General features: G+C 44.4%; 16 protein-coding genes and 1 tRNA gene. 13 read left to right on the forward strand and 4 right to left on the reverse strand.

Going from position 1 to position 20726, the window contains the following annotated elements; all coding sequences use genetic code 11:
- Window positions 1-73: 73 nt before the first annotated feature.
- Both OCV44_RS04520 and OCV44_RS04525 read left to right on the forward strand, forming a co-directional pair.
- The gene (locus OCV44_RS04520) at window positions 74-994 is read left to right on the forward strand and encodes a LysR family transcriptional regulator (RefSeq protein ID WP_139685602.1); all 921 of its coding nucleotides are present in this window, start codon (window positions 74-76) and stop codon (window positions 992-994) included.
- Between the two features lie 205 nt (window positions 995-1199).
- Entirely contained in the window at window positions 1200-2399 is a 1200-nt protein-coding gene (locus OCV44_RS04525) for a NupC/NupG family nucleoside CNT transporter (RefSeq protein ID WP_139685578.1), read from the forward strand.
- 146 nt (window positions 2400-2545) lie between these two features.
- On the opposite strand, the gene folD is transcribed toward OCV44_RS04525, so the two are convergent.
- Window positions 2546-3403 carry a bifunctional methylenetetrahydrofolate dehydrogenase/methenyltetrahydrofolate cyclohydrolase FolD gene (folD, locus tag OCV44_RS04530; RefSeq protein WP_012603477.1) on the reverse strand — a complete coding sequence of 286 codons (858 nt, stop codon included), beginning with the start codon at window positions 3401-3403 and terminating at the stop codon, window positions 2546-2548.
- Window positions 3404-3614: 211 nt separating this feature from the next.
- Here folD and OCV44_RS04535 point away from each other — a divergent pair.
- Window positions 3615-3691: transfer RNA gene (locus tag OCV44_RS04535), tRNA-Arg, on the forward strand.
- 113 nt (window positions 3692-3804) lie between these two features.
- Here OCV44_RS04535 and OCV44_RS04540 read toward each other — a convergent pair.
- Complete coding sequence (locus OCV44_RS04540; RefSeq protein WP_139685577.1) at window positions 3805-4308, reverse strand: GNAT family N-acetyltransferase; 504 nt, start codon at window positions 4306-4308, stop codon at window positions 3805-3807.
- A 297-nt stretch (window positions 4309-4605) separates the two neighbouring features.
- Between OCV44_RS04540 and aroC the strand changes: the two genes are divergently transcribed.
- The 3 genes from aroC (at window position 4606) to OCV44_RS04555 (ending at window position 6789) form a co-directional block, all read left to right on the forward strand.
- Window positions 4606-5691 (forward strand): chorismate synthase, encoded by a 1086-nt coding sequence (aroC, locus tag OCV44_RS04545; RefSeq protein ID WP_017062360.1) that lies wholly within the window; start codon window positions 4606-4608, stop codon window positions 5689-5691.
- A gap of 112 nt (window positions 5692-5803) precedes the next feature.
- Window positions 5804-6406 carry a COG3904 family protein gene (locus tag OCV44_RS04550; protein WP_139685576.1) on the forward strand — a complete coding sequence of 201 codons (603 nt, stop codon included), beginning with the start codon at window positions 5804-5806 and terminating at the stop codon, window positions 6404-6406.
- Entirely contained in the window at window positions 6403-6789 is a 387-nt protein-coding gene (locus OCV44_RS04555) for a hypothetical protein (RefSeq protein WP_139685575.1), read from the forward strand. The genes OCV44_RS04550 and OCV44_RS04555 overlap by 4 nt, the downstream gene beginning before the upstream one ends.
- A 51-nt stretch (window positions 6790-6840) precedes the next feature.
- Here OCV44_RS04555 and OCV44_RS04560 read toward each other — a convergent pair whose 3' ends face one another.
- Entirely contained in the window at window positions 6841-7464 is a 624-nt protein-coding gene (locus OCV44_RS04560; RefSeq protein WP_139685574.1) for a trimeric intracellular cation channel family protein, read from the reverse strand.
- Window positions 7465-7763: 299 nt separating this feature from the next.
- Here OCV44_RS04560 and OCV44_RS04565 point away from each other — a divergent pair, with 299 nt between their 5' ends.
- From OCV44_RS04565 to OCV44_RS04575, 3 genes are all read left to right on the forward strand, one after another.
- The gene (locus OCV44_RS04565; protein WP_139685601.1) at window positions 7764-8294 is read left to right on the forward strand and encodes an elongation factor P hydroxylase; all 531 of its coding nucleotides are present in this window, start codon (window positions 7764-7766) and stop codon (window positions 8292-8294) included.
- 9 nt (window positions 8295-8303) lie between these two features.
- Window positions 8304-8567, forward strand: coding sequence for a YfcL family protein (locus tag OCV44_RS04570; protein ID WP_139685573.1), 264 nt, complete (start codon window positions 8304-8306; stop codon window positions 8565-8567).
- Window positions 8568-8767: 200 nt separating this feature from the next.
- Entirely contained in the window at window positions 8768-9289 is a 522-nt protein-coding gene (locus OCV44_RS04575) for an NADPH-dependent FMN reductase (protein WP_139685572.1), read from the forward strand.
- A 122-nt stretch (window positions 9290-9411) separates the two neighbouring features.
- Here the strand turns inward: OCV44_RS04575 and mnmC are convergent, their stop codons facing one another.
- Window positions 9412-11490 carry a bifunctional tRNA (5-methylaminomethyl-2-thiouridine)(34)-methyltransferase MnmD/FAD-dependent 5-carboxymethylaminomethyl-2-thiouridine(34) oxidoreductase MnmC gene (gene mnmC / locus OCV44_RS04580; protein WP_211349768.1) on the reverse strand — a complete coding sequence of 693 codons (2079 nt, stop codon included), beginning with the start codon at window positions 11488-11490 and terminating at the stop codon, window positions 9412-9414.
- 128 nt (window positions 11491-11618) lie between these two features.
- Here mnmC and fabB point away from each other — a divergent pair, with 128 nt between their 5' ends.
- The 4 genes from fabB to OCV44_RS04600 all read left to right on the forward strand — a co-directional run bounded on the left by fabB (window position 11619) and on the right by OCV44_RS04600 (window position 20660).
- Window positions 11619-12830, forward strand: coding sequence for a beta-ketoacyl-ACP synthase I (gene fabB / locus OCV44_RS04585; RefSeq protein WP_086049000.1), 1212 nt, complete (start codon window positions 11619-11621; stop codon window positions 12828-12830).
- Between the two features lie 529 nt (window positions 12831-13359).
- On the forward strand, window positions 13360-14493 hold the full coding sequence (locus tag OCV44_RS04590; RefSeq protein ID WP_139685570.1) for a 4-phosphoerythronate dehydrogenase: 1134 nt from the start codon (window positions 13360-13362) through the stop codon (window positions 14491-14493).
- Window positions 14494-14505: 12 nt separating this feature from the next.
- Window positions 14506-15519 carry an aspartate-semialdehyde dehydrogenase gene (locus tag OCV44_RS04595; protein WP_139685569.1) on the forward strand — a complete coding sequence of 338 codons (1014 nt, stop codon included), beginning with the start codon at window positions 14506-14508 and terminating at the stop codon, window positions 15517-15519.
- A gap of 209 nt (window positions 15520-15728) precedes the next feature.
- Window positions 15729-20660, forward strand: a complete 4932-nt coding sequence (locus OCV44_RS04600; protein WP_261900929.1) for a FimV/HubP family polar landmark protein — start codon at window positions 15729-15731, stop codon at window positions 20658-20660.
- Window positions 20661-20726 lie beyond the last annotated feature (66 nt).

Below are 20726 nucleotides of genomic sequence, written 5' to 3' on the forward strand. Positions count from 1 at the left end.
TCGGAGTCCTTTTTGATTTTATATTTTAGAGATTTAATAAGGTGGTCTTGTGCTAACAGACAGAGCTGCACAGATGGTGATATTCCATGCGCTGATCAAGCATGAAGGTTTTACTAGTGCTGCAAAAAGCTTGAACGTTTCGGTGTCTCATATTAGTAAGCAAGTTGCTTTGCTCGAGGATTCGATAGGTATCAAGCTGGTGCAAAGAACCACACGTAGCCTAACGTTAACGGAGGCAGGAGAAGTATTCTATCAGCACTGTGAGCTGCTGTTTAACACCGTAAAAGCGGCTCAAATGGACATGGACAGCCAGCGTGATGACATTTCTGGGATATTGCGAGTGGGCTTGTCACAGTCATTTGGCACACTGCATATCATTCCTGCAATTGATCAGCTCAGACAGCTCTATCCTCAGCTGAGAATTGAGGTTCACTTGTTCGACTACAAAGTGGATATGATTGAAGAGCGACTGGATCTCTGGATCACCAACAATGAAGATTTACCTGAAGGTTATATTGCGCAGCGCTTAGCGGATAGCCAGTTTGTGGTGGCGGCATCACCGGATTATCTGATTAAGGCAGGGACTCCACACGTGCCTTCCGATCTTATTGAGCATAATTGCCTAATTTATCGCAGCCGTGAGCGTGACTATACATCGTGGGCATTTGATAATGGCCAAGAAAATCTCAGTGTTAAAGTGGCGGGCGATTACTCGGTGGATTTAGCGGAAGCGGTACGAGACGCCGCTGTGTCAGGTTGGGGTGTTGCTTATCTGGCGACTTACTTAGTCAAAGAAGAGTTTAGAACGGGCAAGCTCATCCAAGTATTACCAGAATGGCGAGCAAGTCAGTTGATGCCATTTTATGCTGTATATCCGAGTAGAAAGAACATGCCGAAGAAGCTTTCTGCAGTGATTGAGTTCATTAAAGATCATATCGGATCGCCGACTTATTGGGATGAAAACCTCAAAACCTGCGTTGAGCTGCACCGTTAACTGTTTCCTAATCTATAAATATAATTTCCATATGGAAAAAGTATGCTTTTTAAGCAAGTTAAATCATTAAAATTCAATGCTTTAATATAATCATAGATGAGGCAGTGATAATCCCAACATCACATTAACAACCGCACCTTGCCGCAAACGATTTCCTCTATACAATGCGTCGCCTTTCCTACCTACAACTTTTAGGTTGACGCATATGGCTTCCCTACTTGGAATTATCACTATTTTAGTAGCCGCTTGGTTACTATCTACGGACAGAAAAAATATTCCGCTAAGAACCGTCTCTTTGGCTTTCTTACTGCAAATCTCATTCGCGCTATTGGTTCTTTATGTGCCAATGGGTAAAGAAGTATTGAATGCAGCTACTGGTGGGGTGTCTAGCTTGATCAACTACGGTCAAGAGGGGATTAACTTCCTGTTTGGTGGCCTAACGAATAACGGATTTGTTTTCGCTATTAACGTTCTCGGCATCATTATCTTTTTCTCTGCATTGATTTCAGGTTTGTACCACATCGGCTTTATGCCGAAGGTGATTAACCTTATCGGCGGTGCTTTGCAAAAGTTCTTAGGTACAGGTCGTGCGGAATCACTGTCCGCAACGGCGAACATCTTTGTTGGCATGATCGAAGCGCCATTGGTAGTTAAGCCTTACTTGAAGCACATGACGGATTCACAATTGTTTGCCGTCATGGTGTGTGGTTTGGCTTCTGTAGCTGGTGGCACGCTAGTCGGTTATGCATCGCTTGGTGTTGATTTGAACTACCTGATCGCTGCGGCATTCATGTCTGCTCCTGCTGGTCTATTAATGGCCAAGATTTTGGTACCAGGTAGCGCAGATGAGGCTCAAGAAAATATTGAGTCTGACGTTGAAATTCCACGAGCAACAAACGTAGTTGAGGCAATGGCAGATGGGGCTATGTCTGGACTTCGTATTGCCGTTGCAGTGGGTGCGACACTTCTGGCCTTTATCAGTGTGATTGCAATGCTGAATGGCTTATTAGGTATTGTTGGTGGTTGGTTTGGCGTAAACCTAAGCTTCGAACTTATCCTAGGTTATGTGTTCGCGCCCGTTGCATGGCTGATCGGTGTGCCGTGGTCTGAGGCTGTGGTTGCAGGCTCGCTGATCGGTAACAAGATCGTTGTGAACGAGTTTGTGGCTTTCATCCAGTTAATGGACGTGAAAGACGCACTGAGTGAACACTCAAAAGCGATCGTTACTTTCGCGCTATGTGGTTTTGCCAACATCTCTACGATGGCAATCCTGATTGGTGGTTTGGGCAGCTTAGTTCCAGAGCGTCGTTCTTTCATCTCACAATACGGTTTTAAAGCGATTTGTGCAGGTGTGCTTGCCAACCTAATGAGCGCAGCGATTGCTGGCGTGGTACTTTCACTTTAACAGCGACATCTTAAATTACTTATACTTCTCGTTTTGTTATGGGTAATCACCAAAAAAGCCGCAACGTTCATCACGTTGCGGCTTTCTTATTTTAGGGCGTGACAACTGGTGTCAACGGTATTATTCCCCGAGGTTGTCGCTGCGGATTATTTCGAGTGAAACTGCTCACAAGCAATCATAGTGTTCTCAATTAGGCTTGCTACAGTCATTGGACCAACACCACCCGGAACTGGTGTGATGAAGCTTGCGCTCTCTTTCGCGACATCGTATTCAACGTCGCCAACGAGTTTGCCAGATTCCAAACGATTGATGCCTACATCGACCACAACAGCCCCTTTCTTAATCCAAGCACCAGGAATGAAGTTAGGCTTACCAACTGCTACAACAACAACATCTGCTTGACGTACATGACCCTCAAGGTCTTTGGTGAAGCGGTGACATGTTGTCGTTGTACAACCGGCTAGAAGAAGCTCTAACGTCATTGGGCGACCTACGATGTTTGATGCGCCAACCACAACCGCGTGTTTGCCACGTAAGTCGATGTTATAACGGTCAAGCAGCGTAATGATGCCTTTAGGCGTACAAGAGCGAAGCTTAGGCATACGCTGAGCCAAACGACCTACGTTGTATGGGTGGAAGCCATCAACGTCTTTTTCCGGCGTGATGCGCTCAAGAACTTGAGTGCTATCAATACCAGCTGGTAGGGGAAGTTGAACAAGAATACCGTCAATCTCCGGGTCTTCGTTCAGTTGGTCTACCAGTGTTAATAATTCGTCTTCTGTAGCAGTGGCTGGCAAGTCGTAAGATTTAGATACGAAGCCAACTTCTTCACATGCTTTACGTTTACTTCCTACGTAAACCTGAGAAGCAGGGTCTTCACCCACTAAAACAACCGCTAGGCCCGGAGCGCGTAATCCAGCTTGAGTGCGAGCTTTTACACGAGCCGCAACTTCAGAGCGAACCGTTTGAGAAATTAGCTTTCCATCAATATTTTGAGCAGTCATGAATTTCCTTAGTATTGATATTCAAGTTAGTGGCTGATGTTTTTGGCGCATTATTCCAGAAAATCTTTTTGATTACCATCAAGCAAACGTTTGCTTTGTTCTATTTTCCAACACTTATAATCCTATTGCACTTTTTTTACTCACTTGGATCAGAATGTTACATAAAGCCGTTGCTTTACTGATTCGAATTCGTATAATCCTTCCCTGTAGCGCGCCCTTAGCTCAGCTGGATAGAGCACCTCCCTTCTAAGGAGGTGGTCGAAGGTTCGAATCCTTCAGGGCGTACCACTATTTAAAGAAACCCGATAACTCTCTGAGTTGTCGGGTTTTTTGCATTTCAGAACGACTTAATCTATCAAAACCATGTTTTGTATTTCGATGCCTCTGTCTTTTGTCTTTTGCTAAACGGCCACTAGCTGTGGGGTATATCTAAGACCTAACATACTGCACCCATCTTCCAAATAACTGTCGGTGACAACGTTGAATCCGAATTTACCATAGTAGTCTTTGAGATGTGCTTGTGCCGAAATAAAAATTGAACAGTCAGGGTACGCCTCGCGGGTTGCATCAAAGCTTACTTGCATCAGCTGATTACCAATCTGTTTACCTCGATAATCCTTTGCTACGATCACTCGCCCGATACAAACATCATCTGCATCAGAATCGATCAGAGGGAGAACATCTACGGGGTATCCAAGCTTCTGAGCCATAATTCGACTGTAAGCTACTAGTTGCCCGTTCTCATAACCCATGACGTGATAGGTTTCTGGATGGCTATCTTTGCCGTCTAGATCACTATAGGGTGTGTTCATATCGACGATAAAAATATCGACTCTTTGCTGTAAGAAATCATAGAGCTCTTGAACAGACAGCTCCGAAAATTTTTTAACTCTCCACTCGATCATCACTTTTCTCCTTATTATTTTGGGCTACAACATAGAGAGTATTCAAACCGAGTTCATTAACCTTTGTTAACTGGCCATGAAACTATTCAAAATCACCACTTTAAAGCACCACTCATTTCCCCTCGTTATTCATTTCATTCGGCTCATGTAATAGAAAGTTAAAATTGTTGGTTTTTTGGGGTTTACATCATTTGGTAATAAAGCCAATATGAATTCACGAAGAATAGACAAGTAAAGCTGTTAGCCCGTAGGTTTAGGAATCAAACCTTCTGCTCAATGGCTGATTTAGAGGAAGTAATGGCAGGAAACAGTATCGGACAACATTTCCGCGTGACTACGTTCGGAGAAAGTCACGGTATCGCACTAGGATGTATCGTAGATGGGTGCCCACCAGGATTAGAAATTACCGAAGCAGACCTTCAAAGAGATTTGGATCGTCGTCGCCCAGGTACTTCTCGTTATACAACGGCTCGCCGTGAAGCGGATGAAGTAAAGATTTTATCCGGTGTATTTGAAGGCCAGACTACGGGTACTTCTATTGGTCTATTGATTGAAAATACAGACCAACGCTCTAAAGACTATTCCGAAATTAAAGACAAGTTCCGCCCTGGCCACGCTGATTATACCTACCATCAAAAGTACGGTGTGCGTGATTATCGAGGTGGCGGTCGCTCTTCTGCTCGTGAAACTGCAATGCGTGTTGCGGCAGGTGCGATTGCGAAGAAATACCTTAAGCAAGAATTTGGTGTTGAAATCCAAGCTTATCTTTCTCAAATGGGTGATATCTCAATTGATAAAGTGGATTGGAACGAGATCGAAAACAACGCTTTCTTCTGTCCTGATGCCGACAAAGTACCTGAATTTGACCAACTGATTCGTGACTTGCTAAAAGAAGGCAACTCGATCGGTGCGAAGATTCAAGTAGTTGCGACTAAAGTGCCTGTAGGCCTTGGTGAGCCAATCTTTGATCGTCTAGATGCAGACATCGCGCACGCTCTAATGAGCATCAATGCGGTGAAAGGTGTTGAGATTGGTGATGGCTTCGATGTGGTTAATCAACGCGGCAGTGAACACCGTGATCCATTAACTCCAGAAGGCTTCAGCAGCAACCATGCTGGCGGTATCTTAGGTGGTATTTCTACTGGCCAAGATATTGTGGCAAGTATTGCACTTAAGCCAACATCAAGTATTACCGTTCCTGGTGACACTATCACCAAAGACGGTGAAGCAACGCAGCTAATCACTAAAGGTCGTCACGATCCATGTGTTGGTATCCGAGCTGTGCCTATCGCAGAAGCGATGTTAGCTATTGTATTGCTTGATCACTTGCTACGTCACCGTGGTCAAAACTTTGGTGTGACAACAGAAACACCACAGATCTAAACGGTTAATGACAATCAATTACAATCAATTACGTAAGAGCTGCTTTTCTTATGGTAGATTTTAAAGGTACAGAATCTACTTTGAATCCCCTTACTGGTTGGAGTAATTATTTATGTTCAAAAAGCTTCTCTTAGCAACGCTGTTTCTTAACGGTTGCGCTTCTGTTGATTACGATAGTGTTTACTATTCGAAGTGTGATGCATCATTAGAAGGTGAAAGGTCACTCACATTTTATGTCAAGGGTGATACCGCCATTCTCTCTGGGGTTGTATGTAGCGGATCTCCCGATGCTTTTGAAGATATGTTAAATCAGAATCCGCAAGTGACCATGCTAGAGTTTAAGAATATCAATGGTTCTGCGGATGATGAAGCAAATACGGAGCTGGGTTTGATGGTTCGAGAAGCTGGTATGAATAGCCATATCGGCTCATCTGGACTTATTGCTTCGGGCGGTACTGATCTGTTTTTAGCTGGTGTAAAAAGAACCGTTGAAGCGGGTGCGAAAATCGGTGTTCATTCATGGAGCTCAAATGATGGGTTGAATGGCTCTTTGTTGCCAAAAAATCATTTTGAACATGAACGTTACTTGGATTATTACGAAACGTTAAATATCGATTCAAGTTTCTATTGGTACACTTTGGAAGCTGCGAAACCCGAAGGTATGCACTACATGAGCCGAGCAGAGCTTGTTCAGTATGGGGTTATTAAACAATGAAACGATTAATTTCAGTGTTTATGATTCTACTTCTTACCGCATGCACAACAGTAGAAAGTGAGCAGGAAGTAAAGTTTCAGTGCCAAACACCAGCAACGCTAGAGTTTAATATAAAAGGGTTAAAACCGACGGCTGAAAGTGAATGTTTTTTTGGTGAACTTTCGATCATTGAAGGTGGTTCGGATAAGCATGAGTTAGAGTTTTGTGCGAATAGTTCGAGCCAAGAATATGATTTTAAAGCTGAATTTAGTTCGCAACCGAACGTATTTAATTCTCTTCACTCTAGTGTTGGTAAACGCGCAAGTATTTCTTTTGTCGAAACGCTTAATTATTTGCGTGAAGAAACGTATATCGCGAACTTTAACGTGGACTGTTTTGAATAACCTTCTCTCATGAATTTGCGCTTCTAATTTTTTAGAAGCGCAAATCTGGAATTAGTGAACCGAGCTTTCAGGGTCTAACTGGAATGACGGTAAGCGCCACTTGAATCTTACAGCCGCCATACGTAGCAAGTAACCAACCACAAGCGTAACGGTGGTTGCGGTTACGTCGTTGATGCCAAACTCAAGTAAGCCTAAGTACAGCCCTGAAGCGACAAGGGCAACAGACGCGTACAGCTCTTCATGCAGCACTAATGGTGTTTGACGGCAGATAAGGTCTCGCAGCAGGCCACCAAACACGCCAGTCACCAATGCAGACACCATGCAAATCATTGGGTGCAAGCCCATGGTCATCGCCACTTTAGTACCAATGATACTGAATACGATAAGCCCTAACGCATCCAAACGAATGAACAAGCCTTTTAGCTTGATTACCCATTTGGCTAGTCCCGTTGTGATAACACCAGCAATACAAGTGATCGCCAGATACTGGGGGGTTTCAACCCAGCCTAAAGGGTAATGGCCAAGTAAAATGTCTCTTACTGTACCGCCGCCAATTGCCGTTGCACTTGCAACCAGCATTACACCAAACCAATCCATTTTTTGTTTGCCAGCACTGAGAGCGCCGGTCATGGCTTCTGCCGTGATGCCAATGATATACAAAACACTTAGTAGCATTGCTGTAGCTCTATAATTTAGGTCTATAAATTGGAGTCTTATAGGCCATAGGGATATAAAAATGAAGCGCGAGTGTAGTAGTAAAAACGCTGATTGACGAATGAATATTTGTACCGTGAATAGGCATTTCAGATTAGCTAAACTAATCATTCACCTCAAAATGGTGTAATCTGGAAGCAGCAATCGATTGTCATCGTAAAGTATTATGATCAACCTAATGTCATTGCCAGTGATAGGGCTTTACCGAGCGCCTAAAAAAACGCAAAATGCCCCAGTTATTTTTACTTAAATTTGATCTTATGACTCACCAATATCCAGACATCATCAATATTTTCAATCAAACCTTTTTCGAGAGCTTCAATACTAAGCTAGAACTGGGAGCGGACGAGCCTATTTACCTGCCAGCTGATGATGACACCCCACATCACAGAATTGTTTTCGCACGTGGCTTTTATGCTTCAGCGCTTCACGAGATAGCGCATTGGTTTGTGGCTGGCCCTGAGCGTCGTTTATTGGAAGATTTTGGTTACTGGTATGAGCCTGATGGCCGAACTGAGGCGGTTCAAGCTGAGTTTGAAAAAGTGGAAATTCGCCCACAAGCGTATGAATGGATCATTGCGACCAGTGCAGGCTTTCCTTTTAATGTCAGCTGTGACAATCTACACGGCGATTTTGAGCCAGACCGTTTGGCCTTTATGATTAAAGTACACAGCGAAGTCATGGGTATCTTTGAAGCTGGTCTTCCGCCTCGCGTGAAAATGCTCTCTGAAGCATTACGTAGCTTCTACGACGTTGAACCTTTATGTACTAGCCAATTTATTGTGAAATAAGAGAATATTATGATTATCGAATTTGAAGAAAAACTACTTGAATTAATTGATGCTCGCATTGAAAACGCATCAGACGATGAACTGTTTGCTGGTGGTTACTTACGTGGTCATATTTCTCTTTCAGTGGCTTCATGTGAAGAGGACAGCATTGAAGACGTAGTAGAAGTAAAAGCACGTATTGAGAAGAGCTTAGATGACGCTCGCTCTGAACTAACGCCAGCAGACCGCACTATCGTTAATGACCTTTGGGTTGAACTGCAAAACCAAGCGTAACTGCTCGTCATTTATCGTTAGCCGCTCAGTCCCTTCCTTTTCATTTTGCTGAGCTACTTTGAACACTTACTTACTGTAATTGGTATTATTTGAGACTCATTCGAAATTTTTGAATGAGTCCGTTCATTTCTTGTGATGGTTCCATTTTCTGACTACGTTATTCTAATCCCACTTAACGGAATTACAGAAAAGGTCACATCATGAAAGTTATCGCATTCGGCGCAAGCACCAGCTCTACCTCTATCAACAAAACTCTAGCAACTTACGCAGCTAACTTGATTGAAGGTGCTGAAATCAAAGTTCTAAACATCAACGATTACAACGTTCCTATGTTCAGTGAAGACACTGAAAAAGAGATTGGTCAAGCGGAAGGTGCTCAAGCATTCTTACGTGACCTAGCAGAAGCTGACGCATTTGTTATCTCTTTCGCTGAGCACAACGGCCACTACCCAGCGGCGTACAAAAACCTATTTGACTGGGCGACACGCATTGAGCGTTCAGTATTTGGCGAGAAACCTGCGGTTTACTTAGCGACATCACCAGGCCCTGGTGGTGCACAAACAGTACTTGGCGCAGCAACTGGTTCGGCTCCGTACTTTGGTGGTAACGTTAAAGCATCGCTTTCAGTGCCTAGCTTCTACGATAACTTTGATTTTGAGTCGGGTGCTATTAGCAACGAAGAGATTGCCCAACAGATTAAAGGCGCGGTTGCTAAGCTGTAAATACTGCTCCGTTTAGAACATCAGTTTAGATCAACAAGAACAACAAAAAGCCCGAGAGACATAAAATGTCACTCGGGCTTTTTAGCTTTAGTTTCAGATATTCAGAATAGCTGAACTAGAAACTACGGCTTTGATTTAGAGTGCTTGTCTGCAGCCCATCCCGCCGTTAACGCTTTGCCTTTACGCAGTCTGCGCACCCACATTCGGCTTGGGTGAATGGCTTCGAGCACATCAACCGGAAGAGGAAGAGGGTCGCCACAAATTTGCGATGCTAACACTTCTGCTAAAAGAGGTGCAGAGCTCAAGCCGCGTGAGCCTAATCCGATAAAACAATAGAGGTTAGGGAAGCTTGCTACTGTTTGAACATCATCAACAGAGTGACGTTGTGGGTTGAAGTTGTGCAGGTCTTGGTACTGTTCTTTGATTGATTCAAAATCGCCAACGTTTCCGACAAACGGAAGGTGGTCACGGCTTACACTTCGGATACCTTGTCGCGCTAAGTTGTCACTGGTGTCGACATCTTTTGTCCATGCTTGGTCTGGTAGCGACCCATGCAGGCGCTCGCCATTGTGCTGCTGAACCTCAATATCAAATTCTTGGTCGATATTGGTTTTGTCGTAGTTCGCACCAATACAGTGATGACCATTGTTTGGATTCTGCGGCGTAAGATAGCCATCAAAGCACAACACGGTTTTTAGCTGGCTGAGATTCTCTGTAGTCGGGATATGACTTACTTGGCCTTTAACTGGCGTCAGAGGTACGGGGCGAGTTTGTTCAAACTGAGTGAACTTGTGTCCGTTCGCGACAACTACTTGGTCGTGCTTGGTTTGAATCTCACCTTGAGGTGTCTCGAGTGTCAGCAACCATTGTTGTTCAGCTTCGAGCCACTCAAGTTGAGTGACTTGATGTTGATAGTGCGCGCTCACTTGGTTGGTCTCTTCTAACTTGCTAATCAAACCTTGAGTAAGCTGAAGAGGGCTTAGCCAACCTCCCAGTGGAAAGTAGACACTCTCTTTATCGACCGGTAAGCCGATCTTTTCGTTGGCTTGCTCTGGCATTAAACGCTGAATCAGATCTGTGTGGAAATTGCCTTCTAACATGCGATTAAGCTTTTTAGTGGAGCCTTCATCCCACATCAAAATGTTCACGCCACACCAATTGTGATCGAAGTTTACTGATTGTGCTGCTTGATTAATAAATTGGCGGGCAAACAATAAGCCCGGACCAAATATTCTTGAAACATTAGATGTCGCTTCGCTGAGTAGCGGATAAATGGCACCTTGGTTGTTACCTGAGGCATTGCCCGCTGCTTGTGGGTGTTCACAGTAAAGGGTGATGTTTTTACCACGGCGGCTTAACGTTTTGGCTAATGCAGCACTGGCGACACCACCACCAATGATCGCAATGTCTTGTGATTCACTGTGCTCTGAAAGGCCATACCAAGGTTTGATGTTGGTATGAACGTGCTTCTCGTCAAGGTGGCCAGCAATCATTTCCCGCTTAGTACCAAAGCCTTTAACTTTTTTCATCGCAAAGCCAGCTTCGATTAAACCGCGGCGAACAAAACCGGCAGCGGTAAACGTTGCACAGCTGCAATCTTGTTTTGCCAGTTTGGCCATGCCGTTGAATAGGTTTTGATTCCACATTTCTGGGTTTTTGCTTGGCGCAAAGCCATCTAAGAACCAAGCGTCAACCAAACCTTCCTGCGAGGTCGGCACGTTTGGCATACAATCTTTGATATCACCAAACCATAAATCGAGTGTGATCGCGCCGTCGCCCAACACAATACGGTGACATTCAGGCAGGGCGATAGGGTAGTGTTCTTGGAGTTGTGTCGCATACTCCGCTAATTCTGGCCAAGACTGATGCGCTTTGATCAGATCATCTTTATTTAAAGGATATTTTTCAAAACTGATGAAATGTAACTCTTTGGTCATAGCTTGTGGGTTATCTTTAAGAAAAGCATCGAACCATTGCCAGACTGCGAGAAAGTTTAAACCTGTACCAAAACCGGTTTCAGCAATCACAAAACGGCGTTGTTGATGTTCAACCCAACGCTCTGGAAGGTGGTTTTGTTTTAAAAAGACGTAGCGAGTTTCTTCTAAACCGTTAACATTAGAGAAGTAAACGTCGTCAAATTGGTCTGAAACTGGCGTGCCAGACTCATTCCATTCCAGTTCTGCATTAGTAATTGAAGTCATAAAATCTATCATTTTGTGATTTGAAGCGATATGTTGGTAGGGATTGTACGAATTTCTAGGAAAGCTGACCACTTTTGTTAGGCTTCTTAGTTATCATCTAGCTGAATTTAGAATTATAGGAATGTCACATGAAACGAGTCGTAATCACCGGTATGGGTATTGTTTCAAGTATCGGTAACAACGTCGAAGAAGTTTTAGCATCACTGAAAGAGGGTAAATCAGGTATTACCGCTTCAGAGCAGTTCAAGGAAAATGGCTTGCGCTCTCAAGTATGGGGTAACCTAAAAATGAACCCTGCTGACCATATCGATCGCAAAAAAATGCGCTTTATGGGTGATGCAGCGGCATTCGCTTATCTTTCAATGGAGCAAGCAATTGCTGATTCTGGTTTAACTGAAGATCAAGTATCTAATGACCGCACGGGTATCGTAGCGGGTTCAGGTGGTGCTTCATCTCTAAACCAAGTAAACGCAGTAGACATCATCCGTGAAAAAGGCGTGAAGCGCGTTGGTCCATACATGGTTCCACGTACAATGGCTTCTACGGTTTCTGCTTGTCTAGCAACACCTTTCAAAATCCGTGGTGTCAACTACTCTATGAGTTCTGCATGTGCAACATCTGCACACTGTATTGGTCACGCAATGGAGCTTATCCAACTGGGTAAGCAAGACGTTGTATTCGCTGGTGGCGGTGAAGAACTGGATTGGTCTCTGACTATGATGTTCGACGCAATGGGCGCACTTTCTACTAAGTACAACGATACGCCTGAATTGGCATCTCGTACCTATGATGCAGACCGTGACGGTTTCGTTATCTCTGGTGGCGGCGGCATGCTAGTTGTCGAAGAGCTTGAGCACGCTGTTGCTCGTGGTGCAAAAATCTACGGCGAGATTGTAGGTTACGGCGCGACTTCAGATGGCTACGACATGGTTGCTCCTTCTGGTGAAGGCGCGGTTCGTTGTATGAAGATGGCAATGCAAAACGTTGATGGCGTTGACTACGTGAACACTCACGGTACTTCAACTCCTGTTGGTGACGTTAAAGAACTTGGTGCAATCCAAGAAGTCTTTGGCGGCAACAGCCCAGCAATCTCAGCAACTAAAGCGATGACAGGTCACGCTCTAGGTGCAGCTGGTGTACACGAAGCAATTTACTCAACGCTAATGCTTGATAACGGCTTCATCGCACCAAGCATAAACGTTGCAAACCTAGACGAAGCGGGCGCAGGCTTAGACATCGTAACTGAAGCTCGTGAACAAGAGCTAACAACGGTTATGTCTAACAGCTTTGGTTTCGGCGGTACGAACGCAACGCTAGTAATCAAAAAATACCAAGGCTAATTGAAGCTAAGGTTAAATTAATAAAAGGTTAATCGTTAGTGGGTGATGTGAGTGCTGATTCAACACGCACAGGTCGCTCATTAATCTTGACCAACAGAACAAAGCTTTTTAAACATAGATTTTCAAACGTGTTTTTAAACCTTAGCTTTGTAAGCTTCGCTTTAGAAAATAGTTTTTAAATTTGAGTTTAGAAATTGAAAGGTTTCCAGAGCTTGATCAGTACTGGCTTTGGTTAGCACTGGTTGAACAGACGCAAGACTCTGTCTCCTGGAGAGCGAGATAGGATCCTTTTGTTCTGGATGTTTGCCCGATTGTTTATTCAATCGGGCATTTTTCGTTTTAGTCTTCTGACTTTAGTTTTTTAATTTCAGGTAGTCGTTCTTATTGCTGTTCTTACTTGTGCAGGCTAGGCGATTCAACCCTTTATTTATAATGTATTCCATTTGCTACTCGACACCGTGTGTGGAATTTTGCACAATCATTTCAATTCACATTTAGGTCGATAGACCCCAACAAAAGTACTCGCCAAATGAAAATCTTAATCGACGAAAATATGCCTTATGCTGAAGCGCTTTTTAGCCAGCTAGGGGAAGTGACAATGAAGTCTGGTCGCACATTAACTGCTGACGACCTAGTTGACGTAGACGCTTTGATGATTCGCTCTGTCACCAAGGTGAACGAGTCATTGATCAGCAAAGCCAACAAGCTGAAGTTTGTCGGCACAGCGACGGCAGGTATGGATCATGTCGACCAAGAATTGATGAAAGAGCGTGGCATTTTCTTCACTGCTGCACCGGGCTGTAACAAGGTGGGTGTGGCTGAGTATGCATTCAGCGCGATGATGGTGCTGGCTCAGCAGCAAGGTTTCTCTGTATTCGAAAAAACGGTCGGTATTATCGGCTGTGGCCAAGTAGGCAGTTATTTAGCGGAATGCCTTGAAGGTATTGGTATTAAAGTATTGCTGAACGATCCTCTAAAACAACAAGAGGGTGATACTCGCGAATTTACTGAGCTAGAGACCCTGCTTGAGCAATCAGACGTTATTACATTGCATACACCTATCACTAAGACAGGTGAGTTCCCAACCCATCATTTGATCAATGAGCAAGTGCTGAACAACTTACGTGCTGATCACATTCTGATTAATGCGGCTCGTGGTCCTGTGGTTGATAACCAAGCGCTAAAAGCTCGCTTACAAAAAGCTGACGGCTTTACTGCTGTTCTTGATGTATTTGAGTTTGAACCTGAAGTCGACTTTGAACTTCTTCCGCTGCTCGCTTTTGCAACGCCTCACGTAGCGGGCTACGGTTTAGAAGGTAAAGCACGTGGTACCACGATGATCTTCAACAGTTATTGTGAGTTTTTAGGTACTGAACAGCGTGCTTATGCAAGCGACTTATTGCCGACAGCCCCTGTGCCTCAAATGAAATTAGATAGAGCTTGGGATGAAGCAACACTGCACAATTTGACTCAGTTGATCTATGATGTGCGCAAAGACGACGCCTTATTCCGTCGCAATATCGCTACGCCGGGTTCTTTTGACAAGATGCGTAAAGAATATTGGGACCGTAGAGAGTACAGTGCAGTCGAGTTAACGGGCGACGAATCTTGCAATTTAACGCCGTTATCTAAACTCGGTTTTATGGTAAAGCCAACTTTATAAAAGAGAGAAACAATGAGCCAAGAATTTAATATTGCTATTTTAGGTGCGACTGGTGCGGTTGGTGAAACCATTCTTGAAGTACTTAAAGAGCGTAAATTCCCTGTCGGTGAAATGCACTTACTAGCAAGTGAACGTAGTGAAGGCAAAACTTCCCGTTTTAACGGCAAAACAATACAAGTACAAAACGTAGAAGACTTCGATTGGTCTCAAGTACATATTGCGTTTTTCTCTGCAGGTAGCGAGCTTTCAGAGCGTTGGGCTCCAATTGCGGCTGACGAAGGTGTTGTTGTTATCGATAACACATCACGCTTCCGTTACGAATACGATGTTCCTCTGGTTGTGCCTGAAGTGAACCCTGAAGCAATTGCTGAGTTCCGTAACCGTAACATCATCTCGAATCCGAACTGTTCTACTATTCAGATGGTAGTAGCGCTAAAACCAATTCACGATGAAGTGGGTCTAGAGCGTATTAACGTTTCAACTTACCAATCTGTATCTGGTGCAGGTAAGCCGGGTATCGATGAGCTAGCAGGTCAAACGGCGAAGCTTCTTAACGGCATGCCAGCAGACAAGTCAGCGTTTTCACAGCAGATCGCGTTCAACTGTATTCCGCAAATCGATGAATTTACAGAGAACGGTTACACTCGTGAAGAAATGAAGATGGTTTGGGAAACTCAGAAAATCTTTGCAGACTCTTCAATCACTGTGAACCCAACTTGTGTTCGTGTACCAGTATTCTACGGTCACGCTGAGTCTCTACACATTGAAACTCGCGCGCCAATTGGTGCAGATCAAGTGGTTCAGCTTCTAGAAAATACGGAAGGTGTTGAAGTATTCCAAGCTTTAGATTTCCCAACTCAGGTTCGTGATGCGGGTGGTAAAGACCACGTAATGGTTGGTCGTATTCGTAACGACATCAGCCATCACAGCGGTGTGAATATGTGGGTGGTTGCGGATAACGTTCGTAAAGGCGCAGCGACAAACGCAGTGCAAATTGCTGAAGTTCTGATTCGCGATTACTTCTAAGCTTCACCGCTTTGATAAACAAGCCTCACTCTATTAGTGGGGCTTTTTTAATCGATTGAAAATATTGTTAGTCAAATTGTGTGAAATTGCTGCGAATATTGTCGCTGCAACACATTTTTTGTTTTCATCTCTATAGCTTTACGTCGTTTATCCGATATATTTAACAGTTCATCAATTTATTCGAATTTAAGCACCTAGCTGAGCCTTTTATGTTTCAAATTTTCAAGCCGTGGTTAATGCCTTTTGCCGTTATCATTGCGACTCAGATTTCCGTTGTTCGTGCAGATTCCATTCGAGTTGTCGGGCCTAATGGCCAGATACAATCAGCGCCTACGTTTTCCGAACCTCTTCAAAGAGCGCAATTGAATCGTGCTGGGCCCTCTCGTTTTTACGGCCCAACTCTGGGCTCGGAAACATTGTGGTCAATTGCCTCAAAGTTACGCCCTGATAATTCCGTTTCAGTTCAGCAAACCTTGTTGGCTATTTATCGTCTAAATCCACAAGCGTTTGAAAACCAGAATATCCACAGCTTGCTGCCTGCCAGTAATTTACGTGTGCCTTCTTTAGAGCAAGCACGAGCAAGCTCGACGCAGCAAGCCGTTAATATCATGAATGCGCACCTTGCTAAGCTAGATGCTCCTGTGACTAAACCTGCAGCGTCAAAGCCAAAAACAGCGCAAGCGTCAAGCCGTCCTGACGCAAGCTCAAACAATGTTGCTCCTGCAAAGCAAGTTACTCCAGCTAAAAAGTCATTGTCGCCTTCTCTAGCTAAATCAGCTCCTACTCAAGAGATGAACAAGTTAGAGAAACAGCTTGAGCTTTCAGAAACTGAGCTATTGTCACTTGAAGAGAAAAACCATCAACTTCGTTTGATGCTGTCGAATGTTCAATTGGAAGTGGACGAGCTAAAAACAGAGCTTAGTGATGAAGATCGCATTCGTAGCGAAGTGGAAAAGCTGCTTGATGAAGAACGTAGAAAGAATGCCGAGATTGCAAAAATGGCCCCAAGTGCCATGGACCAATTGTTATCAAATGGTTGGTTAGTTACTGCTCTGGCGGTTATTCCTGGTCTTCTACTTGGCCTTATCATAGTGATCTTGTTGGGGCGTCGCTCTAAAAATAATGAGCAGCAAACACAAGACCAATCAACTCAATCAGATGCAAGTAGCGTCGCGCCTATCGCTTTAGGCGACGAGATGGACGACTTTGATAATGAGTTGTCTTTAGACGATGAACAATTTGGCAGTGAAGATGATACCGACAAGTTGTTTGATGACCAAGCATCGCCTGAAGAAGATGTATTTGCAGGTTTAGATGATTCTGATCTCGATTTTAATCTCGATGATGACGATGATGACCCATTTGCGAGTATTGGCGAAAATGGTGATTTAGACACTAACTTCGATGATCTGGAGTTAGACAGCAGCAACGGCATTAGTGTTAATGGCGATGATAAGGCGCTTGGTCTTGAAGAGATGGAGCGCGCACTTGATAAAACATCAGGAAGCGAACTCGATTCTGATGAGGCCGACTTTGATCTTTCAGATGATAACTCAATGTCGAATGAAGATATTGAATCGCTACTATCACAGGAGTCTGAGACTGAAGATCTAGGCTCTAACGAACTAGACCAATCTCTATTAGACGATCTATTTGCGCTTGATGATGAAGATGATGACAGCTTCGATATTGATGCTTTAATCTCAGAAGAGCAAAGTGATTCGATTTCAAATACCGACACATCAGCAACCGATGATTTTGACATTGATGCGCTTATCTCTGAGCAACAGAGCGATACTACGCCTGCGGATGTGAGCAACGATGAGTTTGATATCGATTCGTTGATCTCAGAGCAGCAGACGTCACAACCTTCGGCTCCTAGTGTAGAAGATGATATTGATGACATCTTTGCTCAGGTTGCGGCTCAGAACGATCAAGTCAACGAGCCTCTAAGTCTCGATAATGATGAGGTTGCTGAGAATCTAAACAGCGCTTTGGCGTCTGATGATGATATCGATAACATCCTTTCCCAGTTTGATCTGCCAGCCGAAACTCAAGGCAGTGTCGATCTGCTCGATGAGCAATTGGCAGGGGATGATGTTGATCTCAGTAATTCAACCGATCTTCTAGACGATATGTTGAAAGATGAATCGGATGATGACTCTGAGAGTGATCCTCTAGGTTTTGACTCATTATCTGAGCTCGAAGAACTCTCAGGTTTGTCGACCGATGATGAGCTAGATATTTCGGAAGACAGTACTGAAACCTTGGATGAGTTGATTGATGATTCTGATGATGATTTTGAACTCGATGCCGAGAGCACAGATCTACTAGATGATTTTCTAGACGATGACGCCAATGATGCTCAACTTACCGTCGAAGGTGATGAGACGTTAGATGAACTGCTAGGTAATGATCTATCAGTAAATGAAACCGATGAACAAGATTCAGAATCTTTAGACCCATTTGATGATCTACTGACAAGTGGCATTGAAGACGAGCTCGAACCTGAAGAGAAGGCGTTTGATAAAGAGTTAGACGAAGCCTTTGGTTTTGACAACGCCAGCGATGAGCCTGAAAAGAACTCAGACGTTGAGCTGACTCCGTTAACCTCAGAAACACCTGAAGTTGAGCCTGAGCAAGCGTCGGACATTAGTGAAGCTCCACAACCAGAAGTCGTCACTGATGAATCGTTAGATTCGGAACTGATTCAAGACAATGCTGACGTTAAGCCAGAAAATGATGAAGCCTTTAATCGTGATGACTTTATCGATGATTTGTTCGGTGTCGCACCAGCAACGGATGCTTTGCTTGATGACTCGTTAGAAACAACAGACGAAGCGTTGATTGATGAGTTAATGACGTCTGATGGCAATGATTTGTTGCCAACGACAGAAGAGCCTGTTGAACCATCAATTGAAAATACGGTTGAACCAGAGCAAGCGTCTCTTTCAGACAGCAACGAAGTATCAGCGGAAGAACTAGTATCAGAGGAAGAAATAGTACCATCGGTTGAAGATGATGCTCTGGATATCGACTCATTGCTTTCTGAGAACTCTGACTTTGAAGCGCCAACTTATGATGAGCAGGTTCAAGAAGAAGCTGAAGAGCAAGTATCGCCATCGCCTTTAAATGATATCTCTGAAGATGATGAAGAGACGGTTGAAGACTGGTTAGCCGAAGCTATCGATGATGTAGAGTCGCCTGCGAATGTTGCCTCTGATTTTGACTTTGAACCGAAAATCCAAGGTAGCGATCAGTTTGAAGATGTCGTTGAATCCTTGCCAGAGCCAGAGCCAGAGCCAGAGCCAGAGCCAGAGCCAGAGCCAGAGCCAGAGCCAGAGCCAGTTCGTGCTGCAAATATGCCAGAGATCATTGCGAATGAATTTGGCGTGCCAGAAGACGATGATTGGCTGATTGAAGACGAGACTGCTCAACAAGAAACATTGGCACAAGTTGATGAAGTAGCGGAAGAGCCTGTGGTTCCTGCTGTTGAGTCTCAGTTAGATACTGAACCTCAGTTAGACAATGAACCGCAAGTTGAAGCTACACCACAAGTTGAAACCGAACCTCAAGTAGAAGCAACGGAACAAGCTGAAGCGGTAGAGCAAGATAGCGAAGAAGAGTTCTCGTTTGATGACTTCGAACTTCCAGAGTTTGGTGAAGAAGATGCGTTAGTGGAAGCGGATGCTGAAGCCGATGTCGAAGGAATATCAGAACCAGTTGCTTCTGCTGTTGGTTCTCAACTAGACGCTGAGCCTCATGCAGAAACGGCACCACAAGTTGAAGCTACGACGCAAGACGGCGAAGACGAGTTCTCGATTGATGATTTTGAGCTTCCAGAGTTTGGCGAAGAAGATGCGTTGGCAGAAGCCGACGCAGGAGTAGCCCCAGAGCCAGTAGCACCGGTTGTTGAACCTCTGTTAGATTCTGAACCTCAAGCAGAAACGGCACCGCAAGTTGAAGCTGCGACGCGAGACAGCGAAGAAGAGTTCTCGTTTGATGATTTAGAGCTTCCAGAGTTTGATGAAGAAGATGCGTTAGCGGAAGCGGTTAGCGAACCGGATGAAGCTCAGTTAGAACAAGATCTTGCACCAGAGACCGAAAAGTTTGAGTTTGATGACCTTGACCTACCTGAATACGATGAAGAGAGCGCAAAAGCGGATTCAGTCTTAGATGACATCGAACAAAGCAGTGCCGAGCCTGTAGCGGAAGAGCAAGGTGTAGAGCTCGATGAGTTTGATTTACCAGAATACGGTGAAGACGAAGCGATCTCTGACGCGTTTGCTGAGAAGCCAACGCCACTGACTTCTTTCAGCCCACAAGGTGAAGAGCAAGATGCGCTGCATGATTTGTTCTCAAACCCGCAAAGCTTTAGTCACGCAGACGATTTCTCGGATACAGAAGACGCTGAACCGGCTGATTTTACACAGTCAAAAGAATCACTGAGCGCGGCTTCAGAGCCAAACTCAACGCCTATGGCGGTTCAAGACGAGCTATTAGAAGGTTTTGAAGATTTTGATGAGACAGCATTGGCTGAGTTGCTTTCTGAAGATGTTCAAGACTCTGTCGACAACATGTTCGATAAGCCACTGGATGCAACATCAATTGATAGTGCAGGGCTAGATATTGATGCCATGCTTGAAGTGGGTGGCGAAGACTGGAAAGGCTTTAACCTAGATCCCGAACAGCAATCAAGCATGCATAATGATGTGCCTGATGATCAACAGGCGATTTGGGCTTCAGCAGAGCAGCAAGCCGAACCGAAAATCAAACAAGAGAATTGGGGTCAACAAGAGAATCTAACCGAGTCAGACAACGGTCGTGATAAGCAATACATGACGATTGATGAATTGATGGCTCAAGTTGAGCAAGAAGGTGAAGACGCTATTAATCCAGATGACGAAGAGTTGAAGCTGGATGTTGGCCTAAACGAGTTCCCTGATGTTATTGGTGACATAGGTAATTATGATGTCGACAGCAATGCAGAAGCCGCTGGTAAGCTTGATTTGGCGAAAATATACATTGAGATGAGTGACTCGCAAGGTGCGATTAAGCTTCTAGAAGAGGCGATCGTTGACGGAAGCGATGATATTCGCCGAGAGGCTAAGAACCTCATCGATACGTTAAACGGTCGATAAATTTAAAAAATCATAAAGGGTAGCGTTGGCTACCCTTTATTTTTTGGGCGCACCCAAGAGCCACTG

This window comes from Vibrio tasmaniensis (genome assembly GCF_024347635.1).
Classification (GTDB): domain Bacteria; phylum Pseudomonadota; class Gammaproteobacteria; order Enterobacterales; family Vibrionaceae; genus Vibrio; species Vibrio tasmaniensis.